The sequence below is a fragment of the Pseudomonas sp. RL_105y_Pfl2_101 genome (assembly GCF_963970585.1).
Taxonomy (GTDB): Bacteria; Pseudomonadota; Gammaproteobacteria; order Pseudomonadales; family Pseudomonadaceae; genus Aquipseudomonas.
Genome location: NZ_CAXAPG010000022.1, coordinates 64,740 through 91,587, shown reverse-complemented (window position 1 = coordinate 91,587; position 26,848 = coordinate 64,740). Strand labels below are relative to the sequence as shown.

Here is a 26,848-nt window from a genome sequence, read left to right as displayed (position 1 = left end):
TACGAGGCTAAAAGCCGTGATCGTCAGCTTAGAGCTTTGCAGCGCAAGGCTACAAAGCTGGGTGTCCGATTGGTTGCGGCTTAAAAAAGCTTAAAGAACAAGGGGATGGATTTTGTTTGATGAGAGCAAGCTCCCTCGCCACAGGGTGTTCGCTGAGGTGAGCGGTTATAGTTCACTCACCTTGACCCAGCGCTCCTCCCGCGCCGCCACACGAATCGCCGCCGCCAGCCGCTCCACTTCCCAGGCCTCTTCGAAGTCCGTCCCGCTGCCTCCTTCGCCTGCGAGGGTCATCACCAGTTCGTGCACTTCCAGGGTCTTCAATTCGTTGTACCCCAACTGGTGACCGGCGGCCGGGCTGAACGCGGCATAACCGGGCAAATCCGGACCGGCCAGCAGGCGCTGGAAACCCGCCTGGCCGACGCGACACAGGCACAGTTCGTTGAGCCGTTCCTGATCGAACGCCAGGGTCCCGAGGGTGCCGCTGATCTCGAAGCTCAGGTGGTTCTTGTAGCCGTGCTTGAGCCAACTGCTGCTCACCGTGCCCCGGGCGCCATTGGCGAAACGCAGCAGCGCATGGACCTGGTCGTCCACCGCGATGGCACGTTGTTCGGCATTGCCCGCGCTGGCAGGGCGTTGGCTGTGCACGGTCTGGCTGTCAGCGCACACGGCCTCGACATCGCCCAACAAGTTCCGGGCCATGGCCAGCAAGTGGCTGCCCAGGTCCGCCAGTGCGCCGCCGGCGTGGGCCGTTTCGCAGCGCCATGACCACGGCGAGGCGGGGTCGGCCATGAAGTCTTCGCTGAATTCGCCCTGGAAACTGATGATCTGTCCCAGTTCGCCGCGCTGGATCATGTCCCGCGCCCGTTGAATGATCGGGTTGTGCTGGTAGTTGTAGCCGACCCGCGTCACCACCCCGGCTGCCTTGGCCGCCTGGCGCATCTGCTCGGCCTGTTCCAGGGACACCGCCAGGGGCTTTTCACAATAGACCGGCTTGCCCGCCGCCAACGCCGCCATGGCCATGGGGAAGTGCAGGTGGTTGGGTGTGGTGATGGCGATCAGGTTGACCTTCGGGTCGTCGATCAGTTGTTGCCAGTCGCTGTGGGCCGTCTCGAACCCCCAGCTGTGGGCGCATTGCCGGGCACGTTGCGGATCGGCGTCGGCCAGAGCCGCCAGTTTCAGGTTCAGGGGGAGGTCGAACACCGCCTTGGCATTGTGGAACGCCAAGGCATGGGCACGGCCCATGAAGCCGGTGCCAATCAGACCGATGCCGAGTTCACGCATGAGAAAGAGCCCTTTGAGTTTTTATTTTCAGAAGGGCTATTTATGGAATAAATATTCGTTAATTGCAAATACTGGAATAAATATTCATTTTCGCGATTGCAGAGATCCCTTGTGGGAGCGAGCCTGCTCGCGATAGCGGTGGGTCAGCAGTACGTGTCTGACTGATACAACGCTATCGCGAGCAGGCTCGCTCCCACAGGGTTTCTCACCGGTCTGCCATGGCGCTCACTGTCAGGACAGAAACCCACCATCCACATTCAACGCCACACCCGTGGTATAGCTCGACGCGTCGCTGGCCAGGTACAGCACCGCGCCGGCCATTTCGCTCGGGTCGGCCACGCGCTTGAGGGGGATCTGCGCCAGGGCGGTTTTCAGGATCGCATCGTTCTTGACCAGCGCCGAGGCGAACTTGGTGTCGGTCAGGCCTGGCAGCAAGGCATTGCAGCGGATGCCGAATTGCGCGCATTCCTTGGCGAAGACCTTGGTCATGTTGATCACCGCAGCCTTGGTCACCGAATAGATGCCCTGGAAGATCCCCGGCGAGATGCCGTTGATCGACGCCACGTTGATGATGCTGCCGCCACCGTGCTCGCGCATCAGTTTGCCGGCTTCCACCGACATGAAGAAATAGCCGCGAATGTTCACGTCGACGGTTTTCTGGAATGCCCCCAGGTCAGTGTCCAGCACGTTGCAGAATTGCGGGTTGGTGGCGGCGTTGTTGACCAGGATGTCCAGGCGTCCGAACTGTTCGCGGATGCCGGCGAACACCTGGCTGATCTGCTCCATTTCACCGATGTGGCACGCAATGGCGGTGGCCTTGCCGCCGGCGGCGATGATGGCGTCGGCCACGTGCTGGCAACCGTCGAGCTTGCGGCTGGAAACGATCACATGGGCGCCTTGCTGGGCCAGCAGTTTGGCGATGGCCTCGCCGATGCCGCGGCTGGCGCCGGAAACGAAAGCGATTTTACCGTCGAGGTCGAACAACTGGGTCTTGGACATGCTGTTTCCTTGTTATAGGTGCGCTCAGAGCGTGGATTTGCTGATGACCTGCAGGCTCATCTGCTCCAGCAGTTTGTTCATTTGAACGAACTGCGCGAAGCGTTTGTCCTGGGTCTGGCCGTGGAAGAAGCGGTAGTAGATCTGCTGGACGATGCCGGCCAGGCGGAACAGGCCGTAGGTGTAATAGAAGTCGAAGTTGTCGATGCGCATTCCGGCGCGTTCGGCGTAGTAATCGACGAACTCGCGACGGGTCAGCATGCCCGGTGCATGGCTCGGTTGGCGGCGCATCAGTTGCACCGGTGCCGGGTCGCCGGATTCGATCCAGTAGGCGAGGCTGTTGCCCAGGTCCATCAGCGGATCGCCAATGGTGGTCAGTTCCCAGTCCAGCACGCCGATGATTTGCATCGGGTTGTCAGGGTCCAGAATCACGTTGTCGAAGCGGTAGTCGTTGTGCACGATGCTGGAGGTGGGGTGGTCGGCCGGCATTTTGTCGTTGAGCCAGGCCTTGACCGCCTCCCATTTCGGCGCGTCCGGGGTCAGGGCTTTTTCGTAACGGTCGCTCCAGCCACGGATCTGCCGGGCCACGTAGCCTTCGGGTTTTCCCAGGTCGGCCAGGCCGCAGGCCTTGTAGTCGACCTGGTGCAGTTCGACGAGCCGGTCGATGAAGCTCTTGCACAGGGCTTCGGTACGGGCAGCGTCGAAACCCAGTTCCGGCGGCAGGTCGGAGCGCAGGATGATGCCCTTGACCCGTTCCATCACGTAGAACTCGGTCCCCATCACCGACTCGTCGGTGCAGTGCACGTAGGCTTTCGGGCAATACGGAAAACCTTCGCGCAACTGATTGAGTATGCGGAACTCACGCCCCATGTCGTGGGCGGACTTGGCTTTATGGCCGAACGGCGGACGCCGCAGGACGAATTCCTGTTCAGGGTATTCCAGCAGGTAAGTCAGGTTCGAAGCGCCACCGGGAAACTGGCTGATCTGCGGCGTACCGGTGAGGCCTGGAATATGGGCCTTGAGGTACGGGTCGATCAGACTGGCATCGAGTTCTTCACCGTCGCGGACACGGGTGGACTGATCAGTAAACGCCATGCTTATCCCTTCTGCTTATTTTGGAGGCCATCGATCATTGGCTAATCTAATGGCAGGTGACAGGCGTCACAAGCACGCCAAGGTCTTATAGGTTAGCGTGTTGCAGGATAATCAGCGGGCCTGATGCCGGGTGGATGAGCTATGGTTTGAGCGTCTGTCGCTTTTCAGGGAGCCATCGTGATGGGATGCCCGCAAGTCTGTGGTACCGCAACCTTGCAATGCAGTTTCGGCGCGGCCCCGGCGGTGCTCAATGTGCTGCCGGTCAATCGGCTGCTGACCGGCGGGATGCCGGCGGCGAATATCATGGATCACATTCCTTTGGTGAACATCACCACGTTTGGCATGTGCATGAGCCTGGCGAACCCGACAGTGGCCGCCGCCACCGCTGCGGCACTCGGTGTGCTGACCCCCATGCCCTGCATCCCGGCCACCGCCGCCCCCTGGATCCCCGGCGGCGCCCCGACCCTGTTGCTGGGCAACATGCCGGCCATCGATGCCAACAGCACCTTGATGTGCACTTGGGCCGGGGTGATCAAGATCGTTGTGCCGGGGCAGGTGCAGATGTTGATTCCCTGATGGTTGTGGTGGACGCAGGCTAGCTGCCCACCTTCAATCCCCTCTGGGAGTGGTGTGTTCAGGCTTGCGCCGGATCATTCCAGCGCCTGAACCACCAGCGCACCCTGGAGATCGGCTTGCCGTCGGCGTCCAGTGGTCGACCGTCTTCAGCGTAGGCGTGTGCCGGTTCCAGCAGTTGGCCATTGAGGTAGCGGGCTTCGACCGCCGGTTTGCCATTGGGGTGCAGGCGGCGATAGCGGCCGTCGCGCACGCCGTCGCGATAGACTTCGGCTTCGGCCAGTTGCCCGTCGGGAAAGTAGTTGTTCGCCTCACCGTGCAGCAACCCGCGGCGATACGTGGCCTGGCGTTGCAACCCACCTTCGGCCCCATAGAAGCTCGCCACGCCCTGCAGTTTACCTCTGACGAACGGCAACACCGCCGAGACCTTGCCGTTGGGGTGATACAGCGTGCTGGTGCCTTGCAGTTCACCCCGTTGATAGTTGAGTTTCGCTTGCGGGCGCTGGGCCTCATCAATCTGCAGTGGGCCGTCGAGGTGGCCGTCAACCAGTTGCCCGCTCAGGTGGCTGTCATCACGTTCTACGTCGAGTTTTTTCGAGGCCATGGCCGTGTTCCTGTCAGTTGACCTTCACCAGGCCGCCCTTGATGGTCAGCATGCCGCCGCCATCTACGGTCTGTTCGGCGGCGGCCTTGTTCACCAGGCTGATGCCGGCGTCGTTGGTCAGGGTCGTGCCGGCCTTGTTTTCCAATGATGTACCGGCCTGGTTGTTCAGGGCGGTTCCAGCCTTCTGGCTGATGGACGTGCTCGCCTGGGCCGTCAGGTCCGCACCGCTCTTGATCGCGAAGCTACCGCCGCTTTGCAGGGTCAAGGTGCCGCTCACCTTGATGGTCAGGTTGCCGTCCACCGTCAGCTCATAGTTACCGCTGACCTTGTGCGTGTAGTTGCCGCCGGTGCTGTGGTTCTGGTCCGAACCCACGGTGACGGTGCGGGTGTCCTTGACATCGAGGCTGTCGCTGCCGGTCTGGATGGTCACGCTGCGCTTGCCTTTTTCCAGGGTGACGGTTTCGTCGCCTTCCTTGACCGTGCGAGTGCGAGCGTTCTGCACTGTGAGGGTTTCATCGTGACCGACCGTGGCGGTGGTGTCGTTGAGCACGTTGATGTTGAAGTCTTTCTGGGCCTGGAGAAAAAGCTCCTCGGCGTCCTTCTTGTCCTCGAAGCGCAATTCGTTGAAACCGCCGCCGCCCTTGGACGAGTGGGTCTTGATCCCGGACTGGGTCTGGTTGGCCGGCAGCGCGTAGGGCAGGGCGTTGTCACCGTTGTAGACACAGCCGGTCACCAGTGGCCGGTCGGGGTCGCCGTCGATGAAGGTGACGATGACTTCCTGGCCGATACGCGGCACGAACTGCATGCCAAAACCCTTGCCGCTCCAGGGCAATACCACACGAACCCAGCAGGATGAGGTCTCGTCGTTCTTGCCGGTGCGGTCCCAAGGGAACTGCAACTTGATCCGCCCGTATTCGTCGGTCCAGATTTCTTCGCCGGCCTTGCCCACCACCAGCGCGGTCTGGGTGTGCATGCGCGGTTTTTGCGTGGTGCGGGCCGGTCGATAAGTCGTGGCCTTGGGAATCGCCTCGAAGCGGTTGCGGTAGCTATCGTGGCTGGCTTCGTGGCTGACCGAGGTCACCACCCAATCGATATTCAGCGTCGGATCTTCATGGCCGGCGAGGGTGAACCAATACCCCGGCACCAGCCAGCGGCAGTCGCTTTCGCCGACAAAACGCTTCTCCTGACTGCGCAGGCCATCCACCCGCTGTTTGGTCAACGCATCGCCTTGGTCCTTGGCGTCATAGCCGCCCGGATGCTCGTATATCGAACTGGGCCCGGCCACCGCTTCGGCCTGGCTGTAGAGCGACGTCGTTGGCGTGGTGAATTGGTAATCGGTCGCCTGATACACCCCGGCCACCGCTTGCAGGCACACCTGGCCTGAACGGACACCGTGCAGTTCCCGATCCCCCATTTTCTGCCCGAGATAATTCACCGTCGGGCCATTGGTGATCGGCAAGAACGCATCATTGCTGTCGCCCAATACCAACGTATGCTTGCCCTGCTCGTGGCTGAAAAACCAGAAAATCCCGTCTTCTTCCATCAACCGCGAGACGAAGGTCAGATCGGTTTCGCCGTATTGCACACAGTATTCGCGCGGGGTGTAGTTGCCAGTCAGTTTGAGCTCAAAGTCGGTGAAGCCATGGGCCTTGAAAATCGTGGTGACAATGTCCGAGGTGGCAAGGTTCTGGAATACCCGGTTGTTGCTCGCCAGGGTCAGCCACCAAAGCCATGGCCGCAGTAAAAGTTGATAGCGTTCGGCGGTAGCGTCGGCGGGGAGCTGACGGATTTCCGCGACCAGACAGTCCAGCGGGCGCAACAACGCATCCTTGTGCAGCGTCGTGGTGACATGGCTGGCGACGGCGCTGGTGAGGGTCAGCGAAGGGCCGTCGTTGATACCGTTGAGGATGTGCGAACCCAAGGCATTGAGGCTTTCTTCGCCGGACAGCGATTCAGGGTACAGCGCCGACAGCGTGGCGGCGGTGAGGGAGAGAGTGGTGTTGCTGTCGGTGGGGCGGGGCATTCGGAAGACCTCAAGACGTCAAACAGTACGCGCCAGACGGACCGGCAACATCGCAGGCTTCAGTGCGCGGCCCCGCTGGCGCCGCAGGGTGGCAATCATGAACTGTAGTGGGTGGTGATGAAGTTGTAGGGCGCACTCAAATCTTCCGAGCGACTCATGGGCAGGCCATGGGGGTAAGTGTCAATGTTGCAAAGGTAGGCGGTGAAAGCGCCCTCAACATCGAACACCCAGGAGTCACCACGGTTCAATGTTTTGTCCAGCAGGTCACGATTCTTCTGACTGGTTGCGATGACCACGACCCAGCGATTGTCGGCGTTGAAACCGTGGAGCTTGTTGACATCGCGAGTGATCGCCTCCTGGAGATTGGCGCCGCCAAAGTTTCCATTGGTGCTCTCTACCTTGATTTCCACGGCATACGTCTTCCCGGCAAGGTTGAAATAGAAATCGACCTTCTCTGAATGGTAGGGCGAGGGATAGGCGATCTCTCTTACTTTGGCTGTGATGCCGTAGCCACGTTTCAGATGATAGGCAATCTCGACCTGGGCGGCATGTTCCCAAGGGCCGTCCGAGGTCCAGCTTTTACTGTATTGGCTGGGGGTGCCGGAGAAGTCCTGCGGATGGGCACCGGCCGCTTGTAATACAACATTCAAAAAGTCTCCTTCCGTCATGATGCCGATCTCCGTTATGTAAAAACTGCTGAAAAAGTCGGCCAGTCCAGCGGTATTACTCCAACACCCACTCCGCCAACTTCCCCGTCACTTGCGTCATCAATACATTCTCCACATCCCTTGCTCCCGCCGCGCTGCACTTGGCCAACACGGCCTTGACGATCCCAGCGTCGAACTCGAATTGCTTGCCGGTCGCGGCCTTGTAGCGCCCACGCAATTTCTCCAGTTTGGCCAGCACAATGGCCTCCAGCGTTGCCTCATCCAGCGGCCGGTACGCCACCACGGTCATGCGTGCCAAAAATGCCGGACGGAACGCTTGCAGCAGCACCTTGTGCAAGGCTTCGTTGAAGGCGTCGCTGCCCAACTGCGCGGCCGGCGTGTCCAGTAGCAATTCGGCGCCGACGTTGCTGGTGGCGAGCATTACGGTGTTCTTGAAGTCCACCACCAGGCCGGTGCCGTCTTCCATCAGCCCTTTGTCGAAGACGTTATAGAAGGCCTCGAGCACATCCGGGTGGGCCTTTTCGATTTCATCCAGCAACACCACCGAATAGGGTTTGCGCCGCACCGCTTCGGTGAGCACACCGCCGCTGCCGTAGCCGACATAGCCGGGCGGGGCGCCTTTGAGTTGGCTGACGGTGTGGGCTTCCTGGTATTCCGAGAGGTTGATGCTGATCAGGTTGCGTTCACCGCCGTACAAAGCGTCGGCCAGGGCGTAGGCGGTTTCGGTCTTGCCCACGCCGGTGGGGCCCACCAGCAGGAACACCCCGACCGGTTTCTGTGGGTCGGTGAGGCCGGCGCGGTAGGCTTGCAGGCGTTGGGCGATGGTGTTCAGCGCCGTGCTCTGGCCCATGACCCGCTGGCCCATGCGCTGGCCGAGGGTGCGCACGGCGTGGGCTTCGTCGGCGAGCATCTTGCCGACCGGGATGCCGGTCCAGCCGGCAATCACGGCGGCGACGGTCTTGCTGTCCACCTGTTCGGGCACCAGCGGATCGTCCTGGCGAATGGCATCCAGGCCCGCCTCCAGGCGCAGCAGTTCGGCGGCCAGGTGGTCGATGCGGTTATCGATCTCGGTGTCGGTTTTTTCACTGTCGGCGCGTTCGCTCAGGGCAAGCAGTTCGCGCCGGGTGTCGAGCAGTTCGCGCACGGCTTCGCGCTCTTCGCCCCAGCGGGTTTCCAGCTCGCGGATGGCGTGCACGTTGCTGGTCGATTCGCCTTCGAGCAGGGTGATGCGCTCGCGGTGATCGAGCCCGGTGGCCTGTTCCCGGCGCAGGCGTTCGACCTCGTCCTTGAGGCTGTTCTGCCGATGGCGCAGGCTTTCCAGCGGCGGCGGTACGTCGTGCTGGCCGAGGGCGACCCGGGCGCAGGCGGTGTCGAGCACGCTGATGGCCTTGTCCGGCAACTGTCGCCCGGAGATGTAGCGGTGGGACAGCTTCACTGCCTCGTGGATGGCCGCGTCCAGCACCTGCACGCCGTGGTGCTGTTCCAGTTTGCTCGCCACGCCCCGGAGCATTTCCACGGCGGTGAGTTCGTCCGGTTCTTCGACCTGCACCAGTTGGAAGCGGCGGGCCAGGGCCGGGTCTTTCTCAAAATATTTTTTGTATTCCAGCCAGGTGGTGGCGGCCAGGGTGCGCAGTTCCCCCCGGGCCAGGGCCGGCTTGAGCAGGTTGGCCGCGTCGCTGCCGCCTTCCGCACCACCGGCACCGATCAGTGTATGGGCTTCGTCGATGAACAGGATGATCGGTTTTTCGGCGCTGCCTACCGCGTCGATCACGCCTTTGAGGCGTTGTTCGAACTCACCTTTGACGCCCGCACCGGCCTGCAACAGGCCCAGGTCGAGGACGCGCAGGGTGACTTCCTGCAACGATGGCGGCACATCGCCGGCGGCGATACGCAGGGCCAGGCCTTCCACCACCGCGGTCTTGCCGACGCCCGGTGCGCCCACCAGGATCGGGTTGTTCTGCCGGCGCCGGAGCAGGATGTCGATGCACTGGCGGATTTCGCCGTCGCGGCCAACGATGGGGTCGATGCGCCCGGCCCGGGCGTCGGCGGTCAGGTCCTGGGTGTACTGGTCCAGCACCGGGTCTTGTTTCTGGGGTGGCGCGCCGGGTTTGGCCGGGCGCACGCCACCGACATGCTCACGGGAGCTTTCGGTCCATTCCAATAGGTGGGCGCGCAGGGCATCGCGGGGAATGCGCAGCAACGACGAGGCGCTGTTGAGCAGCAGGCTGCGGCGCTCATCACGGTCCAGCAGCGCCAGCAGCAACAGCCCGGAGCGGATGCTGTCCAGGCCCAGCACGCTGGCCTGGACCACGGCGTCTTCCAACAGACCGATGGTTTGTGCCGACAAGGCGGGCGTGCGGGTGCTGCCGGATTTGAACAGGTCCAGGGCCTTGTTGGTTTCTGCTGCCACTGCGTCACGCTCCAGGCCGAAGCGTGGTAGCAGACAGGCAAAGTCACCGCCCTCGATGTCGAGCAATTCCAGCAGCAGGTGTTCGATTTCCACATAGTGGTGGCTGCGCTGCATGCAGCGTTGTGCGGCCCGTTCCAAGGCGCGGCGGTTGTCCGGGTTGAGGCGTCCGATCAGGCTGGCCAGTTCCATTTCAGGCAATCTCCGGCTGACGAAGGCGGGTTTCGATCCGTTGCACGGCGAGGGTTGGCTGGCGTTGCAGGCCACCGTTCCAGTTCAGCCGTGGCGCTGCCTGGCGGTCCAGTTGCAGCGGGCCGGCGCCACGGATCAGCAACACCAGGGTGCAATCCAGGTCAGGGCCGAAGTACAGGGCATAAAGGCTGGCGAGCAGCGGATGGGTTTCGCCGTTGGGCAGCAATCCGCTGGCCTGGCCCGTGTTCAGCGGGCCGAGGGTCAGGCGCACGCCGGCATGTTCGTCCCAGACGTGGGAGCCGGCCACCGCGTTGCGGCCCAGGCACAGGTTGCGCCCGCCCGGTTGCAAGCGGCTGCGGCTGGCCGGCGGGACTTCACGCCAGCCACCTTCGTAGGCGGTCAGCTCCACGGGCAGCCCGAACTGTTCGCGGACAATCGCCGCGAACCCGTCCAGAGAGCGCCGGCCATCGGCGTACAGCGCGGTGCAGGCCAGTGCCGCCGAGTCGGGGGCGGCCTGTCGCTCCTGCAAGGCCTTGGGCAGCAGGCCGGTCAACGCCCGCAGTTGCGCGTGTACGGCGGACGCGCCTGGGGCCGTGAAACCCAGGGCGATGCGATGCTTGCGCATCACCTTGTAAAGCAGGCTGAGCAGGCGATGCTGGAACAGGTCGAGGAACTGCGCCGGGGCATGATCCTTCGCCCGTGCCCGTTGTTGCAGCCATTCCTGGTAGGCGTAGGGCAACGGGCCGTCCGGACCGCCGAGGCCGAAGATCGGTGTGGTCAGGGTTGGCGGCAGGCCGGGTTCCTGGCCCAGGCTTTCCACTTCGCTGGCGGCGAACAGCGGCGTCAACGGCCCGCGCAGACGCAAGGCTTCGGCGTGCGGCGCGGTGCCGCTGCCCAGGGGCTCGGCCTGGGGATGTTCACGTTCGAGCAACAGCAAGGCCTGGAGCCATTCGAAGCGTTGTGGGTCGCGCCGCAGGCGCTGGCTCAGGTTCAGAGCACCAGGGGTTTGCCGGCTTGGGGTTGCCATGTCTTCACCTCCTTGTCGGACTGGACCAGCACGGTGCGCACGAAGCGATTGGCGGTGGCATAAAGGGAAAAGAATTGCGCCAGCACCCCGGAGAACAGCACGGCGCTGCTACCGACGAAGTGTTGCGGGTCCAGTTGCAGGCGCACCTCCAGGCCGTTGCGCCAGCCGCGCCAGGCGTCTTCGCCGACATGGGCGATGACCCGGTCGCAACTCAGCCCCGATACCCCTTCGATCTGGCGATGGGCGCTGGCCTCGTCCCGCAGGTTGTGCAATTCGAGAATTTCGCGCAGTGCGTCCAACGCCTGGGGGCCTTCGACCAGCGACAGATGGTTGAGGGTCAATTGCGACACCAGCCGCCAGCGCGATTCGCCGTCCAGGCGCGGCAGGCTTTGCGGGCTGGGTGGGTTGCGCAGGCGCGCCCAGGCCACTGGCCCCGGGCGCTCGAAACCCATCGGGGTGCCGGCCGGCAGGCTCTGGGCCAGGTGGCGGTTGGTGCACAGCAGTTCGGCGGTGAGGCTGTAGTCACGGGTGTCGGCCAACGGGTCGAACTGGGTGTCCACCAGGCTGACCATCAAGTCGGTACCCAATCGGTTCGGGCTCATGCCACTGACCCGTCGCGCATGCCAATAACAGGTTTGGTCGCTGCCATGCTGGTTGCCGTAATAGGCCGGCACTTTGCGCACGCCCTGGCTGGACATGGCGCGCATGCCACGGATGCTGTGGATCTCGACGCTGTTTTCCCGATGACTGTCGGCCACCAACCGATACTCGCTGCGGGTGCCATCCGGGCGCAGCGGCTCGGATGTCCTGGGGAACAGGTTGATCACTGGCGTGCAGCCCAGGGCGATGTCACTGGCCTGGAGCGGCAGGCGGCTGGTGGGAGGACGGTCGAAAACGATGTACAGGTACAACGACGGGCCATCGCTGGTGGCGCCGGCCAGTGGCAGGTCGAAGAAGCCGAATTTATCCGGGAAGGCAAAGTACTCGGCCAGCAGGCGCATGCTGGGGTGCACGCCGTCTTCGTCCGGCAGCAAGACCTGGTCACTGGCGAAGCCGACGATCTGTGGCAAGCCCTTCAGCGGTTCCGGCACGCTGCCGGGCGCACCGGCCAGGACCTCAATGGCGTGCGCGCCCAGCAGGTCGTAAAGCCCGGCGTTGATGATCGGTGATGCTGCCAGGTGCACCCGCAGCGTGTTGATTCCCAGCGTCGACCACTGGCTTTCGCCCAGGCACCGCAGCTCCAGGCGCAAGGCCGAGCGGGCGCGGACCACTCCGGTCAGCGCCTGGGCTTCATCGCTGCCCAGCAGCAATGCCTCGCTGATTTCCACCGGCCACAAATGCACGGCGGCGGTGGTCCGAAAATGAATGCTCTGGCCTTTGTCCGTGGTGACGAACAACGGTGTGTCGCGGGGCAGCGGGTAGCCCTCGTTCAAGTTGCCTTTGCTGGGGTCGGGTTGGAACTGCACGATGGCGCACGACGGCAAGGGCCGCATGGCCAACGGGTAAAGCTGTTCGAGCAGGGCATCGCTGAATTCGGCGTAGTCGTCATCCAGTCGGCGTTGCAAGCGGGCGGCCAACAGGGCGAAACCTTCCAACAGGCGCTCGACATGCGGGTCGGGGCATTCGCCGGGAGACAACTCCAGGCGCCGGGCGACCTTGGGGTAGCGTTCGGCGAACAGGCTCCCGGCATGCCGCAACCAGGTCAGCTCGCGTTGGTAATAGTCCAACAGTTGCGGGTCAATCGAGTCGCTCATGTCGTACCTCAAGGCCGTCGCCGGCGTGCTCGATGACAAAGGCCACGGGCCAGGCATGCAGGTCGCCGCGCAGCTCGCCCAGCAGCCGTATGCACAGTTGTTGCGGATGACCTGGCACCGGGCAGACCTCGACCTCACCCAGGCGCAGGCGAGGTTCGAAGTGGGTGATGGCCTGACGGATTTCCCGGGTCAGTTGGCGCCGGTCATCGCTGCGCTGCTGTTGCAGCGCGGTCCAGTCGGCGATGCCGTAGTCCAGGATGCTCGGCGGTTCGGTCAGCGCCCGGGGGCCGCGTCGGGTATTGAACAGGCGCGACAGTTCGGCATGCACCGAGTCTTGCAACGCCTGTCGATCGAACACCCGACCGGTATCATCCGCCGGGCTGGCCAGGCGTTCGAACAGGGGCGGGCGCAGCCCGAAGCCAGCCATGGGCGCGGTTTCCTTACTTGGTCATTTTGTTGGCGGCCAGGTCCCAGGTCGTGCCCGCCGTGCCTTCCTTGGTGCCGTCGTCTTTCTGCGCGGTGAGCTCCCATTTGATCTTGGTGAAGTTCAGCGACAGGGTTTCCACCGGTTTGCCGCCGGTGCCGCCGCTGACACTGACGTTGGACAGCACGACGTTGGTCAGGGTGTAGATGATGAACGGCATGAGTTTGCCGCTGCCCTCGGCGGCATTGCGGCCAATGGTGATGACGGCTTGCGGGATTGGCTTGCCGGCGCAGCAATATTCGTTGAGCGAGGGGGTGGAGCTGTCGATGAATTTAGTCAGGGTGAATTCGCCGATGTGGGGCCGGCCAGAGGTTCGCTCCGAGTTGCTGACGTCGTTGGTGACCTGCATCGCCACGTTATGGCTATAGGACATGACCTCGATCTTGTCCGTGAAACCCTCCAGCAGGCTGTCGCCCTTGATGTCGCCGCCGAGGTCGAGAATGATTGCATCCATTGTGTGGAACTCCTGAAGAAGACGAATGAGGTAGTGCCTGGTACCGATGAATCAACCTGTGGCGATAAAGCCTGGTCCCGGCGGACCGCGCTGTAGGAGCTGTCGAGTGAAACGAGGCTGCGATCTTTCCCCTACCTATTGAGTCGAAAGCGAAAGATCAGATCAAGATCAAAGATCGCAGCCTTCGGCAGCTCCTACACATAGCCCCGTGGGAGCTTGCTCCCTCGCCAAGGGCGGTCAGGCAGCTACCGGTGGCGGCAGGGTCGCCACCAGGCGGATCGAGGCGGTCAGCTCCTCCAGCTGGAAGTGTGGCCGCAGGAAAACCGTGGCCTTGTAGGCACCTGGCTTGCCGGCCACTTCCGTCACGTCCACCCGTGCTTCGCGCAACGGATACTGCGCCTTGATTTCTTGCGGCGCGTTGTCGTTGATCAGCACGTAGTCGGCGATCCAGTTGTTGAGGTAGGTCTGTACGTTGTCGCGGGTCATGAAACTGCCGACCTTGTCGCGCATGATCACCTTCAGGTAGTGGGCGAAGCGCGAGGCCGCCAGCACATACGGCAACATCGCCGAGATTCGCGCGTTGGCGTTGGCCTCGTTGGTGTTGTAGACCTTGGCCTTGTTGGTGGTCTGGCCGCCGAAGAACACCGCCACGTCGCTGTTTTTCTTGTGGCACAGGGAGATGAAACCCAGGTCGTTGAGTTCTTTTTCACGACGGTCAGTGATCGCCACTTCGGTCGGGCATTTGAGCGACAGATCCCCGGAACTGGTGCGGAACGTATGGGCCGGCAGGCCTTCGACTGCGCCACCGCCCTCGGCGCCGCGAATGGCGGCACACCAGCCATATTTGGCGAAGGCTTCGGTGATGCGTTGCGCCAGGGTCCAGGCGGCGTTGCCCCACAGGTATTTGCTGTGGTCGGTGCCGTTGACGTCTTCGACGTAGTTCATGCCTTCCACCGGCAGCGTGTCCGGGCCGTATGGCAGGCGCAGCAGGAAGTGCGGCAGCACCAGGGACACGTAGCGCGAGTCCTCGCTTTCACGCAAGGCGCGCCACTTGATCAGCTCCTGGCTCTCGAAAATCTTCGACAGGTCCCTGGGGATCGCCAGTTCGGTGAAGCTGGTCATGTCGAACAGCCGCGGGCTGGCGGCGGCAATGAACGGGGCGTGCGCGGCGGCGGCAACGTTCGAGAGTTTTTCCAGCAGGCCGATGTCTTGCGGATGCCGGCCAAAGGTGTAGTCGCCCACCAGCAGGCTGAACGGGTGTCCGCCGAAGGTGCCGTATTCTTCCTCGTAGATCTTCTTGAACAGCGCGCTCTGGTCGAATTCGACGGCTTTTTCCAGATCGTTCTGCAGTTCTTTCTGGGTCACGTTGAGCAGGCGCAATTTGAGCCGGGTGCTGGTTTCGGTGTTCTGCACCAGCAGGTGCAGGCCGCGCCAGGAGGCTTCGAGTTTTTGCAGCTCGGGGTGGTGCAACACTTCGTTGAGCTGGGCGCTGATCAACTGGTCGATCTGGCTGATGCGGTCGTTGATCATCGCCACAGTGTCCTTGTCGATGGTCATGCCTTCGTCGAGGACCTGGGTGGCGAATTCGGCCAGCATGTCGCGGGCGTAGTCTTGCTGGCTGTCGTCGTGGGCCATGCGGCCTTCGGCGATGATCTTGTCCAGCAGGGACAGGGTCTGGGTCGTGCTCTCGCTGGTTTGAGCGCTGGATGAAGCAGGCATGGCGTTATCTCCCTTAATGATGCGCGCGATCAGGCCTGTGGTTCGGCCGGGGCAGGGTCATCGGTGGCGGCCACGGCGGGCAGCTCTGGCGGTACGTCCTGGGGCCGGGCCGACTTGATTTCCTGCAGACCTTCGGTGTTGGCGATCACGTCGCGCAGCAGCTTGTCCAGGTCGTCGTTGCCATCGAGCTTGGTCAAAAGGTCCCGCAGGCGTTGGCGCGCTTCGAACAACCGCCGCAGCGGCGTGACCTGCTCCACGACCTTGACCGGGTCGAAGTCGTCGATATGACGGAAGTTGAGTTCGATGTTGAGCTTGCTGTCGTCGCCGCTGAGGGTGTTGTTCACCTGGAGCGTGGCGCGGGGGGAGATGGAGGCGAGCACCTCGTTGAAATTATCCCGATCGATTTCGGTAAAGCGCCGCTCATTGAGCTTGGGCAGCGGGTCCAGTGGCTTGCCTGAGAGGTCGGCCAGAATGCCGACAACCAGTGGCAATTCTTTTTTCTCGATGGCGTTGCCGATTTCCACGTCATAGGTGATCTGGACGCGGGGAGGGCGGACTCTGTCGAGCTTGTGCTGGGTACTTTCTGCCATGGCGGCCGACTCCGATGCATATGTGGGCGCAATGCATCGGGAGTCCCGCTCATCGCATTCCCTTGCTGATCCGCAGGTTACAAATGGACGGCAGAAAACCTGTCATTCCCTTGACGAACCTGGTGCATTCGACCGCGCTGGCCGAACTATCCAAGACGCTAGAACAGGTCTATAAAAAAGCAAGCAAAAACAATTTTTGACCGCTGAGAAAAGGAAGATTCATTTTGCGTGGTTTTTTTTTCGGATTTATTTTGAGCCTGGCGCTCACCGGTTGCTCGCTTTTTGCGCCCAGTGTCGACCTGGACAGCCTGACCCTGGACGTGGCGCCGCGTGCCAATGACGACACGCCGATCGCGGTGGATTTCATTGCGGTGAACGACCCGGACCTGCTCAAGCAGCTGTCGGGTATCACCGCCAGCCAGTGGTTCGCCGAGCGCGAACAGTTCCAGCGCGACTATCGTCAACTCATGTCGGTGTGGGGGCTGGAGCTGGTTCCGGGGCAATTCATCGACCGGCAACCCTTTCCGTTGGAGGGCCGGCGTGCCGCTGGACTTTTGGTCTTCGCCAGCTATAACACTCCCGGAGCCCACCGGCTTCGGCTGGACGATCAGCGCCAGGCCTGGCTGAAGTTCGACAGTCGCGAGATGACCCTCGTGAATGATGGGGTTCGATGACAGCCAGCCTCGAGTGACCGCGGGCCGCCATGCGCGGTGACATTGGAATGTCGAAGGGAGTCGTATGAGTCTGTTACCTGACGCGGTGTGCTGGCATGAGGGCATGCAATTGCTGCCCCAGCATTTTCAATTGCAAGGGCTGCGTGCCGAGGCGCTGGCCGCATATTTTGCCGGGGCCTGCAACCCTTGGTTCTGGGGTGTCGGCCAATTGGAAGTCGATCCTTCGGCCCTCAGCGCCGGCCAGGTGCGGCTGCTGCAACTGCAAGGCACCTTGCCAGACGGCCTGCCGGTCAACCTGCAGGCCGGTGTCGGGCCGACCCTGGAGTTGGACATCGGCGAGGCGATCGACAAGACCGACGACGCCACCGTGACGGTGTACCTGGCCGTTAGCCCACTGTGGCGCGCCGGGCAATTGGTGCCGCTCAAGGGGCGCCTGCAATCGGTGGTCGGCGAGGCGTTGCCGGACCTCACCAGCGGTGCATTTCCCGAGTCGATCACCGTCTGGCGACCCAACCCGAGGCTGTGCACCCAACTGAGCAAGGCTGATTCGATCTGCCTGCCGCTGTTGCGCATCCGCAAGGAGGGCGGCGGCTTCTGGCGTGTGCCCTACACCCCGCCAACGCCGATCCTGTTGCCGGAGTCGGCCCTTGGTCGGCGGGTCGCCGGGATGTGTGCCCGGGCCCGGGAAAAGTGCATGTTTCTCGCGGGTCGCTTGCGTCAGGCCCAGGCGGCGGGCAACCAGGATGATGCCATGGAGATTCGCCGGCAATTGACCGCTTTGTGGGCGCGCTTGCCGGAAGTCGAGGGCGCGCTGAACACCCGGGTGGCGACGCCCCAGGCGCTCCACGGTTTGCTGCTGGGGCTGGCCGGGAGCTGGTCGGCCCTCGATCCGCTGGCGGGCGTCCCGGCCTTCGCACCGCTGGACTTCCTCGAATTGCAGCGCGGCTACGAGCCGTTGCTCGACTGGCTGGAAACCACCCTGGAACTGGTTCGCGCCGGCTATCGTAGCCTGGCCTTCGAGCGCAATGCGCAGGTCTTCTCGATCCAGTTGCCTGACGACCAACCGGACCAACGCCTGGTGATCGGCCTGCGCATGCCCAACGGCGCCAGCGAGCAGGCGGCGGTCGAGTGGTTGCGCGGGGCGATCATCGCGTCGGCACCGCACGTCCCGCTGCTGAGCCGACAACGCATGAGCGGTCTGCCCCACCAAGTCATGAGCCGCAACGAACAGGTGGCCTACAGCGTGGGCGACGACACCCGTTTGTTTGTGGTGGCCGCCAGCGGGCAATGGTTCGACGCGCAATTACCGCTGCACATCGTGGCGCCGGCATCGGCCCAGGCCAGTAGCCCGTGGCAAGTGGTGTTGTTCGTGGCGCAAGTCAGTGAAAGTGCCTGATCGCAAAAGGGGAGTGGTATGCCTGATGGAAGTGGCGGGGCGGTTCGGAGTCTGCATGAGGCACCACTGAGCAGCGCTTTTCGCCAGGCCTGGCTGAAGTGGTCCCAGCAATGGCAAGACCTGCCCAAGGACAGCGACCCTGCGGTTTTGGTCAATCGGGTGGTGGAGTTCTCCGGGCGCAGCGCCCAGCGTCTGTGGCGGGTGGCCTTCGCCACCGTTGGCGATGCCGCTACCGAGCAGGTCAAGTCGCTGGTCTATGCCTTCGTGGCGCTGGTGGACGAAACCTTGCTGTTCAGCCCTTGGCCCGGGCAACTGGCCTGGCAGCAGCACCCCCTCGAGTCACGCATGTATGCCAGTCGCCAGGCCGGCGAGCGCTTGCCGGCGGCGATCAAGAAATTGCTGGACGAGCAGATGCCCGGCACCCGGGACCTGGCGAATGTCTACCTGCAATGCCTGATCCTCGGGTTCCAGGGGCGATTGCGTGGCGAGCCCGGCCAGGTCCAGCATGCCAAATGGCGCGTGGCACTGTTCACATTCGCCTGGCAACACGATCCCGATTATGTCGACGTCAGCCAACGCCTGGCACAGTCTTCGGCGACGCCGCCAGTGCGCATGCCGGTGCAGCAATCACTGCCGGACGGTGTTCGCCTGGGGCTGGCTATCCTGGCGATGGTGGTGTTACTGACCGGGCTGGGGCAGGTGTTCTGGCATGACATTCGCTCGGAACTCGAACCGGTGTTGCAACTGAACGAGTCGGCGGTGGTTCAGGAGGTGGATTCATGAGCCCCCTGAGCATCGTTGCCCTGGTGGTGCTCGCCATCGTTGTGGTGCTGTTGATCGCGGCCCTGATCTGGTGGCTGCGGACCCAAGGCGGGGCGGCGATCCGCAGTTTCTATGGCGCGGTGCGCCGCATGGAACAGGAGCAGGGCACTCGGGACCGCTATCAGATGCCCTGGCTGATGATGCTCGGCAACGAGGCCGACGGTGCCCAACTGTGTGCCCAGTGGCGCTTGCAACCGACCGACAAGGCGGCCTGGTTCGGGCGCTGGTTTTGCGATCTCGAAGGTGCGGTGCTGGTGGTGCCCCAGGCGTTGTTCCTGCCCGATGTTGGCATGAACCGGCAACGGGGTAATTGGTGGCGCCTATTGGGGCTGATGTTGCGCTTGCGCAGCAAGCGACCATTGGATGCGGTGATCTGGACGGTGCCGTTCAGCACCCTCGACGACATCGAACACACCACCGAACTGAGCCTCAAGGTCCGGCGGTGCTTTATCGACCTGTTGCAACGGTTCGGCCTCAGCCTGCCGGTGTATGTGGTGATTACCGGGATGCAAGAGCTGCCCGGCATCCAGGAACTGGTCAGTGCGTTGCCCGCCGAGGCACGTGAATCGATGCTGGGCTGGTCCTCGCCCTATTTGCCGGATGCGGCCTGGCAGTCGCGGTGGAGTGACCAGGCCTTGGACCAGGTCAACGCGGCGGTGTCGCAGTCGATCATCGAGATCGGTGCGCTGTCGGGGCAGTTGGGCACCGATCTTTATGGATTGCCGGAGCGTTTCGAAGGCTTGCGGCGAGCCTTGCAGATCCTGCTGGAACCGGTGTTCCAGGGCAATGCCCAAGGCGAAGCACCGCGTTTTCGCGGGGTGTATTTCACCGCCAGCCAGGCACCGGCCATCAGCGGCGACGGTTTGACTGCCCTCGACAGTGCCCAGCGGCAAACCGTGTTCGCCCGGCAATTATGGTCGCGGCGTCTGGTGGCCGAACGTGGCCTGGCCCAGCCTGTGCCACGGCTGTTGCGCTTGCGCCAGCGCGGGCATCGGCTGGCCGGAGCGGTGGCGTTGGTGGTGGGCCTGGTCTGGTTGGGAGGCATGGTCTGGGTCTGGCACGATTCGGTGGAACAAGCCGAGGGGCTGTCGCGGCTGATCCTCAGCGCCCATAAGAACCACCTGGTGGTCGACCCTGACGAACCGCAACTGGAACCGACCCGGCACAACGTGCAGAACTACTGGAACGTGCTGGAGAAGGCCCCGAGCTGGCGCTTCGTCTCGGTGGTCTTTCCCACCTCGTGGTTCTCTTCCGTGGACACGCAACTGGAGAATGGGTTGCGCCTGACGGCTCGGCACCATTGGATATTGCCCTTGCGCGACCTGCTCAATTCAGACCTGGAGCAGCTCAAATCCATCCGCAACACCGAGCGGCGGGGCAATGTGGAGAGCGAAGACCCGGCGCAATGGCAGAGCTACGTGAAGGCCAAGGGGCTGGTGGAACTCGCGGTACGCCTTGAGCAGCACAACCAAATGTTCAATCAGGTGGTGAACGATCCCAAGGCACCGCTGGACGAACTGGTGCAACTGAGTAACACCGCCCTGTCCCTGGGGCTCAACACCGGCACTTTGAGCCGGCCACGGTTCTATAACCGGGTGCTGTTCGATGCCCAGAACAGCGATCTGAAAGGGCTGGACCTGAACGTCGCGCGCCCGGTGATCGCCGATAACTTCACCGGCCTGATGCAGCGCTGGCTGGACCATTACTTCCTGGCGGACAACTTTGTGCGCCAGGCCGGCTATCTCAAGCTGCACCTGCAGCGGTTGGAGGCCGGCAGTGGCAATTCGTTGAGCGAACTCGAAGACCTGATGGCGCTGATCGATGATTTGCAGGCGCTGGTCAGCCTGACCAATTCGGCCTGGGGGCGGGGCAAGGGCCCGGACCTGGTCCCCGGCTACAGCCAGATGCTGGACAAAGTCAGCCACAGCACCCTGCTGGGGCCGGATATTGAGCAGGACCTGGAGAGCCAGGCGGCGAAGTTGCAGCAGAGCTTTCGTGACCAGTGGATCGTCCAGGCCGGTTCCCGGGACAATCTGCTGGTGCAACAGGGCAGTGGCTTGCTGGTCTTGCAAGACCATGTCACGGCGCTGAACGGTGCGGTGCAGGCACTGTTCAAGCGTGATTTCGTGGCGTTGGCCATGCGGAAGGATCCGTCGGGCAGCAACCCCGATTCGATCGGCCAGGGTCATGGCAGCGATGATTTCAGCGTCGCCCTGAACTACTTCGCCAGCTACAAGAGCTATGCCCATGAAGAGCTGCCGCGCATCCCGCCGGATTACCGTGACGCACTGATGCAGGCCGCTGAGGGCGCCGCGGCGAGGGCCATGTGGTCGAGCCTGGATGAAAACAGCGAGCCCTTGCCCGGCATGGGCTTCAACGTGCAAACGACCCAGGCCGTTGCGCTGCAAAAAGCCTTCATGGACGTACACCGTGGCGATCTGGCGATCCGTTTCCAGCGTCTGCTCAATCGCCGGGCATTGGCGCAGATCAAGCGTGGCCTGGACGAAATCGAGGCCCAGCCGCTGTTCAGCCAGCGGACCGATGTCCAGCGTTGGGACGGTTCGAAAAACTTCGGCTTGCAACTCTACGGTGCCAGCGATCCACAAGACCTGAAGCTGAACCTGGCCCAGCAATTCGGCGCGATGCTGCAGATCGCCGAGCAGCGAATGCCTGCGTTGGAATGGCTGATCGTCCAGCAGGACAACCTGTCGGCCCTGGAACATGACCAGGTGGCACGCTTCATGGCCCTCAACGACGAATTGCTCAAGTACAAGAACCAGAACCCGGCCAGTTCGGCGGCCCAACTGGAACAATTGGTGAGCCGGGACTTTATCGTCATGGACACCACCTCCTGCGCGCAGATCTTGCAGACCTCCAGCCTGCCCAGTGGGCGCGGTGACCTGGCCTTGCGCACGATCGCGTTGCAGCAGGGCGCCCTGCAACGGTGCCTGTACCTGCAACAGAACCAGGCCGCGACCGCCTGGAATGACCTGGCCAACTATTTCAATCAGTACCTGGCCGGGCGTTTTCCATTTGCCCAGGATGTGCGAGCCAGCGATGCCGACCCCGCGCGAGTCCAGCACCTGCTGGAGTTGATCGATACACGCCTGCCCCTGGCCCAGGCCGGGCTGACGTTGAGCCAGACACCGGAGCGGCTGGCGGCCGAGGATTTTCTCAACCGTTTGAAGCAGGCCGGCACTTGGCTCGGGCCGCTGTTCGTACGCGACAAGAGTGGCATCCTGGGGGTGGAAATGGACGTGCGCTGGCGCACCGATCGCGAAGAGGAGCGCGGCGCCGATCAGGTGATCGCCTGGAGCCTGGATGCCGGTAACCAACAGATCAGCTACCCCGGCGGCGGCCAGCAGAACCTGCGCTGGATGGTGGGTCAGCCCGTGCGCCTGACCTTGCGTTGGGCCCGGAACGGTTATCAGCGGCCGGCCAACGATCCGCTGCAACCGAACCTGGTGGTGCGCGACCTGGAGGCCGGTTGGGAGTACCAGGGGCCCTGGTCGTTGCTGCGCCTGATGCGCTCGCTGGTGTCGGTTCAGCGCCAGCCAAATGCCGACTACACCGATTTCCCCCTGGCCCTGCAACTGCCGGTGACCGCTCAGACCCAGGCCAGCACGGCGCAGCAAACGTTGATGTTCGTGCGCCTGTCGTTGATGAGCCAGGGCTCCAAGCTGCCCTTGTCGATCCCGCCGCTGCCGACGCGGGCACCCCGTTCACCGTTCATGGCGACCGCATCGAGCCCCGCCATCGCCACCCGCGAGGAGGGTCTGTGAGTTTGCCGATATCGCCTTTGCCAGAGCTGGTCAACCAGTTGCTCGAGCCGATCAGCGCCGAGTCGCCCTGTGGCCCGGACCTGCGCTACGAACCGGAGTATGACCAGTTGCGCGAATTGCGCCGGGAGGACGACACCAGCCTGCCCACCGGTGTGTGGCAGTCTTCGATCAAGCGCGCCCTGTGGCCAGACCTGGAACGGCTCGCGACCACGTTGCTGCTGGAGCGCAGCAAGGACCTGATGATCAGTGCCTGGCTGGGGGAGGCCTGGCTGCATATGGCCGGGCTGGAGGGGTTGCCGGGCAGCCTGGCGCTGGTGGTGGGGCTGTGTGAGCGCTATCCGGAGCAGTTGCACCCCCAGGCCGAGGAAGGCGACCAGTCATGGCGGGTGATCCCGCTGGAGTGGTTGGCCCGTCGCTACAGCGAAGTGCTGCTCACGCGGGTGCCGTTGTTCGACGGCCGGGAACAGGCCTTCGCCGCTTTCTGTCTGGACGACTGGCAACGCTTGCAGCGCCAGCAAGTGTTGGTCAACGACAGCAAGAACGCCAAGGCCTCGGCCGAAGCGGCGCGCAACGATCAAAAGAAGCTCAGCGAACTGATTCGCAACACACCCTTGTCGTTCTGGTTGCATCGCCAGGGCAGCCTGATGTTGAGCCTGCAACACCTGCAACGGCTCGAAGTCTGGAGCGACGCTTACCTGGGCAACCTGGCCCCGGGCTACAAATCCCTGCAGGACGTGATGCAGGCCTTGTTGGCACTGGTAGAGGAGTTCATCGCGATGCACCCACAGCAACCCACCGTCGCGCCGGTGCAAACGTCCCCGGCGACCACGACGTCGACGTCCCAGCCGCAGACGGCACCTGCCCAGGTCTTCCAGGAGCCGGCCAATCGTGAAGAGGCCTACCGACAATTACTGGTCATCGCCGGTTACCTGGCTCGCACCGAACCCCACAGCCCGGTGCCCTACCTGATCCGGCGCGGCGTGGAGTGGGGCAACAAGCCGTTGAGCGAGTTGCTGGGGGAACTGATCAGTGCCGATGCCGAATCCCGGCGGTTGTGGACGTTATTGGGCGTTCTCTAACGCTCCTCGTCGTGCCACCGCACTGGCGTCAGCACCGGTTTGCCGGAAAAGAACGCGGTCAGGTTCTGGCCCACCAGCTCTACCATTGCGCGAGTCGCTTCCGGCGACAGGCCGGCCACGTGGGGTGTGAGGACGACGTTGGGCAGGTTTTTCAGCGCCTGCGGTACCTCGGGCTCGTGATCGAACACATCCAGGGCCGCTCCGGCGATTCGTCGGTGCTCCAGGGCGTTGATCAGATCGGCGGTGGCGACCACGCTGGCCCTGGCGACGTTGACCAGAAATCCTTTTGGCCCGAGGGCGTCGAGGGTCTGCTTGTTGATCAACTGCCGGGTATCCAGACCGCCTGGCGTGGCGACGATCAGGAAGTCCGAAACCCGCGCCAGTTCCGTGGGCGTGGCGCAGAAGGTGTAGGGCACGTCATTGCGCACCCGGCGATTGTGATAGCTGATACTCATGTCAAAGCCCAGGGCGGCCCGTTTGGCGATTGCCATGCCCACCGCGCCAAGGCCCAACACGCCCAGCCGCTTACCCGCCAGGGAAGGGCGCGCGGCCCTTGGCCATTCGCCGCGTCGCAGGGCTGCATCGTAATGGGGTATGTCGCGCACCAACGCCAGCAACAGCGCCATGGCATGGTCGGCCACCGACGAGGCGTTGACCCCGGCGCCGTTGGTGACCACGATGCCCCGATGGCGCGCGGCCTGCAGGTCCACCTGCTCGTAGCCGGCGCCGATCACGCAGATGATTTTAAGGTTGGGTAGAGCGGCAATTTCCTCGGCCGTCAGGCCCAGGGGGCCGCGGGTCAGCACTGCGCTGAAGCGTTCACCGTGTTCGAAAATCGCCGTCTTGCGTTCGGCAGGCGTGGGTGCCAGTTCCAGGTGATAGCCCTGACGCTCAAGAATCGGCAGGTATTCATTGACGGTTTCAACCAGTACCAGAACGGTTGCGGTCATGCTGGGCTCCTGTGGGCGCTGGGGCGATTTCACGTATTCAACCTGATTGTAGGAGTCGGGGGCAGGGGGGATTGGCTTTTTATGTGCATTTCGGATTTTGTTGACTGACTGGGTACATATCCATTGCTGCGGTAACGGCTGCTTAGGGTTCCGCCCTGACGGCGGGTCACTTTCGAAAAGCCCGGAAGCCGGCCCAGTCGAAAGTAACCAAAGCGCTTTTGCCCCACCACTTGGCACCTCGCCTAGGCTCGGCATGCCTGAACGAAGGCATTGCTCCGTGGGCCGCCGCGAAGGGCCATCCATGGCCCCGCGCGGCTAACCCGGCATCCATGCCGGGTTGCCCACTGCGCAATGCCTGCGTTCGGCCAGCGTGGTTAACGGGGCGCCCGAGATCAACGTCCACGCCGAGGCGGCCTAGTAGCCGGCCTGGCTCTTCTGGTCGTACACCCATCAGATCTGTTTGAGCAGGACCTGTGGGAGCAAAGCTTGCTCGCGAGGCGGCCTGACGGCCGGCCTGGCTCTCCGGTCGTGTCCCAATCCAACTGTGGGAGCGAGCTTGCTCGCGAAGGCGGCGGTACATTCAGTGCTGGTGCAATCTGACCCACCGCTATCGCGAGCAAGCTCGCTCCCACAGGGAATGCAGGGATAATTCTATGGCAGCGATCTGATATGCATAACCGCTCCTCAGCTAAGCCTTTGCTTCTGCTCACTAATCCCGGACAATCGCGCCCCTGTTTCGGCCAGGGCGCTGCCTGTCGGGTTTTCCGACTCGTCCTGGCCGGGTGCATGTGACCGGAAAGCGGAGATCCGACCGGATGAATGATCAGGCCAATAGCGTCGAAGAGCGCTTTGAAACGACAGTCCCAGCCACCCTCAGCCAATGGAGTCGCCAGGACACCACCTGGATGCTGGGTCTGTTTGGCACCGCCATCGGTGCAGGCACTCTGTTCTTACCCATCAATGCGGGCCTGGGCGGCTTCTGGCCGTTGCTGATCCTGGCGGTGCTGGCGTTCCCCATGACGTTCTATGCCCACCGGGGCCTGACACGTTTTGTATTGTCCGGTCGCGACGGCGCGGACATCACCGAAGTGGTGGAAGAACATTTCGGCCTCAAGGCCGGTGCGCTGATCACGCTTTTGTACTTCTTTGCCATCTTTCCGATCCTGCTGATCTACAGCGTGGCGTTGACCAACACGGTGGGCAGTTTCCTGGAGCATCAGTTGCATATCCAGCCGCCTCCTCGGGCTGTGCTGTCCCTGGTGCTGATCCTCGGCCTGCTGGCAGTGGTGCGATGCGGCGAGCAGGCGATCGTCAAGGCCATGAGCCTGATGGTCTACCCATTCATCGTTGCGCTGCTGTTCCTGGCGGTGTTCCTGATTCCCCACTGGAGCGGCGGCATCCTGACCACCGCGTCCACCCCGCCGGAACCTTCGGCGCTGCTGCATACCTTGTGGCTGGCGATCCCGGTGATGGTGTTCTCGTTCAACCACTCGCCGATCATCTCGGCCTTTGCGGTGGACCAGAAACGGCGCTACGGCGGCAACGCCGAGGAGCGCAGTTCGCAGATCCTCTCGCGCGCCCATGTGCTGATGGTGGTGATGGTGCTGTTCTTCGTGTTCAGCTGCGTGCTGACCCTGACCCCGGCGCAACTGGCTGAAGCCAAGGCGCAGAACCTGTCGATCCTGTCGTACCTGGCCAACCACTTCAGCAACCCGACCATCGCCTTTGCCGCGCCGTTGATTGCATTTGTCGCCATCTCAAAATCGTTTCTGGGGCACTACATCGGCGCCTGCGAGGGCCTCAAGGGCCTGATCGTCAAGAGCGGCCGTCGCCCGGCGCCCAAGACCCTGGACCGCCTCACCGCCGCGTTCATGTTGATGGTGTGCTGGATCGTCGCGACCCTCAACCCGAGCATCCTGGGCATGATCCAAACCCTGGGCGGTCCGGTTATCGCGGCTATCCTGTTTCTGATGCCGATGTATGCGATCCGCAAAGTTCCGGCCATGGCCCGTTATCGCGGCCAGGCTTCGAATGTCTTCGTTACGTTGGTGGGTTTGGTGGCGATTACGGCGTTGGTTTATTCCCTCTTGGCGTAGGCCTTTTGTGGGGGGCGGGATTTTTGAGGTTGGTGTGTATATCCGTTGCTGCGGTAACGGGCACTGGCGGTTCAGCCCTTACAGCGGGTCACTTTTGGAAGAGCGCCAAAAGTAACCCGCTGTAAGGGCGGAACCCTAAGCCGCCGTTACCGCAGCAACGGATATGCCCCCAAAAAAAGGCA

The 26,848-nt window shown here is 62.8% G+C and carries 21 protein-coding genes; 7 read left to right on the top strand and 14 right to left on the bottom strand.

Features of this window, described 5'->3' with window-relative positions; translation table 11 throughout:
• Nucleotides 1-165 precede the first annotated feature (165 nt).
• The 3 genes from AACY31_RS20610 to AACY31_RS20600 form a co-directional block, all read right to left on the bottom strand.
• The gene (locus AACY31_RS20610) at nucleotides 166-1,281 is read right to left on the bottom strand and encodes a Gfo/Idh/MocA family protein (RefSeq protein ID WP_339505036.1); all 1,116 of its coding nucleotides are present in this window, start codon (nucleotides 1,279-1,281) and stop codon (nucleotides 166-168) included.
• Nucleotides 1,282-1,512: 231 nt separating this feature from the next.
• On the bottom strand, nucleotides 1,513-2,280 hold the full coding sequence (locus AACY31_RS20605) for an SDR family oxidoreductase (RefSeq protein WP_024780032.1): 768 nt from the start codon (nucleotides 2,278-2,280) through the stop codon (nucleotides 1,513-1,515).
• Nucleotides 2,281-2,304: 24 nt separating this feature from the next.
• On the bottom strand, nucleotides 2,305-3,372 hold the full coding sequence (locus AACY31_RS20600; protein ID WP_339478800.1) for a phosphotransferase family protein: 1,068 nt from the start codon (nucleotides 3,370-3,372) through the stop codon (nucleotides 2,305-2,307).
• A 180-nt stretch (nucleotides 3,373-3,552) separates the two neighbouring features.
• Here AACY31_RS20600 and AACY31_RS20595 point away from each other — a divergent pair, with 180 nt between their 5' ends.
• A complete protein-coding gene (locus AACY31_RS20595; RefSeq protein WP_003202818.1) occupies nucleotides 3,553-3,948 on the top strand; it encodes a DUF4280 domain-containing protein in 396 nt (131 codons plus the stop codon).
• 58 nt (nucleotides 3,949-4,006) lie between these two features.
• Here AACY31_RS20595 and AACY31_RS20590 read toward each other — a convergent pair whose 3' ends face one another.
• The 10 genes from AACY31_RS20590 to tssB all read right to left on the bottom strand — a co-directional run bounded on the left by AACY31_RS20590 (nucleotide 4,007) and on the right by tssB (nucleotide 15,867).
• Nucleotides 4,007-4,549: a toxin-antitoxin system YwqK family antitoxin gene (locus AACY31_RS20590; protein ID WP_339492148.1), complete on the bottom strand. Its 543-nt coding sequence runs from the start codon at nucleotides 4,547-4,549 to the stop codon at nucleotides 4,007-4,009.
• A 13-nt stretch (nucleotides 4,550-4,562) separates the two neighbouring features.
• The gene (gene tssI, locus AACY31_RS20585; RefSeq protein ID WP_339505034.1) at nucleotides 4,563-6,572 is read right to left on the bottom strand and encodes a type VI secretion system Vgr family protein; all 2,010 of its coding nucleotides are present in this window, start codon (nucleotides 6,570-6,572) and stop codon (nucleotides 4,563-4,565) included.
• Between the two features lie 95 nt (nucleotides 6,573-6,667).
• A complete protein-coding gene (locus AACY31_RS20580) occupies nucleotides 6,668-7,240 on the bottom strand; it encodes a hypothetical protein (protein ID WP_339478806.1) in 573 nt (190 codons plus the stop codon).
• A 55-nt stretch (nucleotides 7,241-7,295) separates the two neighbouring features.
• A complete protein-coding gene (tssH, locus tag AACY31_RS20575) occupies nucleotides 7,296-9,839 on the bottom strand; it encodes a type VI secretion system ATPase TssH (protein WP_339505033.1) in 2,544 nt (847 codons plus the stop codon).
• Nucleotide 9,840: 1 nt separating this feature from the next.
• A complete protein-coding gene (gene tssG / locus AACY31_RS20570; protein ID WP_339478809.1) occupies nucleotides 9,841-10,866 on the bottom strand; it encodes a type VI secretion system baseplate subunit TssG in 1,026 nt (341 codons plus the stop codon).
• Nucleotides 10,830-12,620 (bottom strand): type VI secretion system baseplate subunit TssF, encoded by a 1,791-nt coding sequence (tssF, locus tag AACY31_RS20565; RefSeq protein WP_339478811.1) that lies wholly within the window; start codon nucleotides 12,618-12,620, stop codon nucleotides 10,830-10,832. Before tssF ends, tssG begins: the two co-directional genes overlap by 37 nt.
• The gene (gene tssE / locus AACY31_RS20560) at nucleotides 12,604-13,047 is read right to left on the bottom strand and encodes a type VI secretion system baseplate subunit TssE (protein WP_014337904.1); all 444 of its coding nucleotides are present in this window, start codon (nucleotides 13,045-13,047) and stop codon (nucleotides 12,604-12,606) included. The genes tssF and tssE overlap by 17 nt, the downstream gene beginning before the upstream one ends.
• A 13-nt stretch (nucleotides 13,048-13,060) precedes the next feature.
• Nucleotides 13,061-13,558: an Hcp family type VI secretion system effector gene (locus tag AACY31_RS20555; RefSeq protein ID WP_109756006.1), complete on the bottom strand. Its 498-nt coding sequence runs from the start codon at nucleotides 13,556-13,558 to the stop codon at nucleotides 13,061-13,063.
• A gap of 237 nt (nucleotides 13,559-13,795) precedes the next feature.
• Nucleotides 13,796-15,277 carry a type VI secretion system contractile sheath large subunit gene (gene tssC, locus AACY31_RS20550; protein WP_339478815.1) on the bottom strand — a complete coding sequence of 494 codons (1,482 nt, stop codon included), beginning with the start codon at nucleotides 15,275-15,277 and terminating at the stop codon, nucleotides 13,796-13,798.
• A gap of 29 nt (nucleotides 15,278-15,306) precedes the next feature.
• Nucleotides 15,307-15,867, bottom strand: a complete 561-nt coding sequence (gene tssB / locus AACY31_RS20545; protein ID WP_339478816.1) for a type VI secretion system contractile sheath small subunit — start codon at nucleotides 15,865-15,867, stop codon at nucleotides 15,307-15,309.
• A 224-nt stretch (nucleotides 15,868-16,091) separates the two neighbouring features.
• On the opposite strand from tssB, the gene AACY31_RS20540 reads away from it, so the two are divergent.
• From AACY31_RS20540 to tssA, 5 genes are all read left to right on the top strand, one after another.
• Nucleotides 16,092-16,541 carry a type VI secretion protein gene (locus AACY31_RS20540; RefSeq protein WP_339478817.1) on the top strand — a complete coding sequence of 150 codons (450 nt, stop codon included), beginning with the start codon at nucleotides 16,092-16,094 and terminating at the stop codon, nucleotides 16,539-16,541.
• Between the two features lie 64 nt (nucleotides 16,542-16,605).
• A complete protein-coding gene (gene tssK, locus AACY31_RS20535; protein WP_339492153.1) occupies nucleotides 16,606-17,937 on the top strand; it encodes a type VI secretion system baseplate subunit TssK in 1,332 nt (443 codons plus the stop codon).
• Between the two features lie 18 nt (nucleotides 17,938-17,955).
• Entirely contained in the window at nucleotides 17,956-18,720 is a 765-nt protein-coding gene (locus tag AACY31_RS20530) for a DotU family type IV/VI secretion system protein (RefSeq protein ID WP_339478821.1), read from the top strand.
• Nucleotides 18,717-22,541, top strand: a complete 3,825-nt coding sequence (locus AACY31_RS20525) for a type VI secretion system protein (protein WP_339505032.1) — start codon at nucleotides 18,717-18,719, stop codon at nucleotides 22,539-22,541. The genes AACY31_RS20530 and AACY31_RS20525 overlap by 4 nt, the downstream gene beginning before the upstream one ends.
• Nucleotides 22,538-23,620, top strand: a complete 1,083-nt coding sequence (tssA, locus tag AACY31_RS20520) for a type VI secretion system protein TssA (protein ID WP_339505031.1) — start codon at nucleotides 22,538-22,540, stop codon at nucleotides 23,618-23,620. The genes AACY31_RS20525 and tssA overlap by 4 nt, the downstream gene beginning before the upstream one ends.
• Here the strand turns inward: tssA and AACY31_RS20515 are convergent.
• Nucleotides 23,617-24,570: a 2-hydroxyacid dehydrogenase gene (locus tag AACY31_RS20515; RefSeq protein ID WP_339478827.1), complete on the bottom strand. Its 954-nt coding sequence runs from the start codon at nucleotides 24,568-24,570 to the stop codon at nucleotides 23,617-23,619. The genes tssA and AACY31_RS20515 overlap by 4 nt on opposite strands.
• Before the next feature lie 815 nt (nucleotides 24,571-25,385).
• On the opposite strand from AACY31_RS20515, the gene AACY31_RS20510 reads away from it, so the two are divergent.
• Nucleotides 25,386-26,666: a serine/threonine transporter gene (locus tag AACY31_RS20510; protein WP_339492156.1), complete on the top strand. Its 1,281-nt coding sequence runs from the start codon at nucleotides 25,386-25,388 to the stop codon at nucleotides 26,664-26,666.
• The last annotated feature ends 182 nt before the right edge of the window (nucleotides 26,667-26,848 follow it).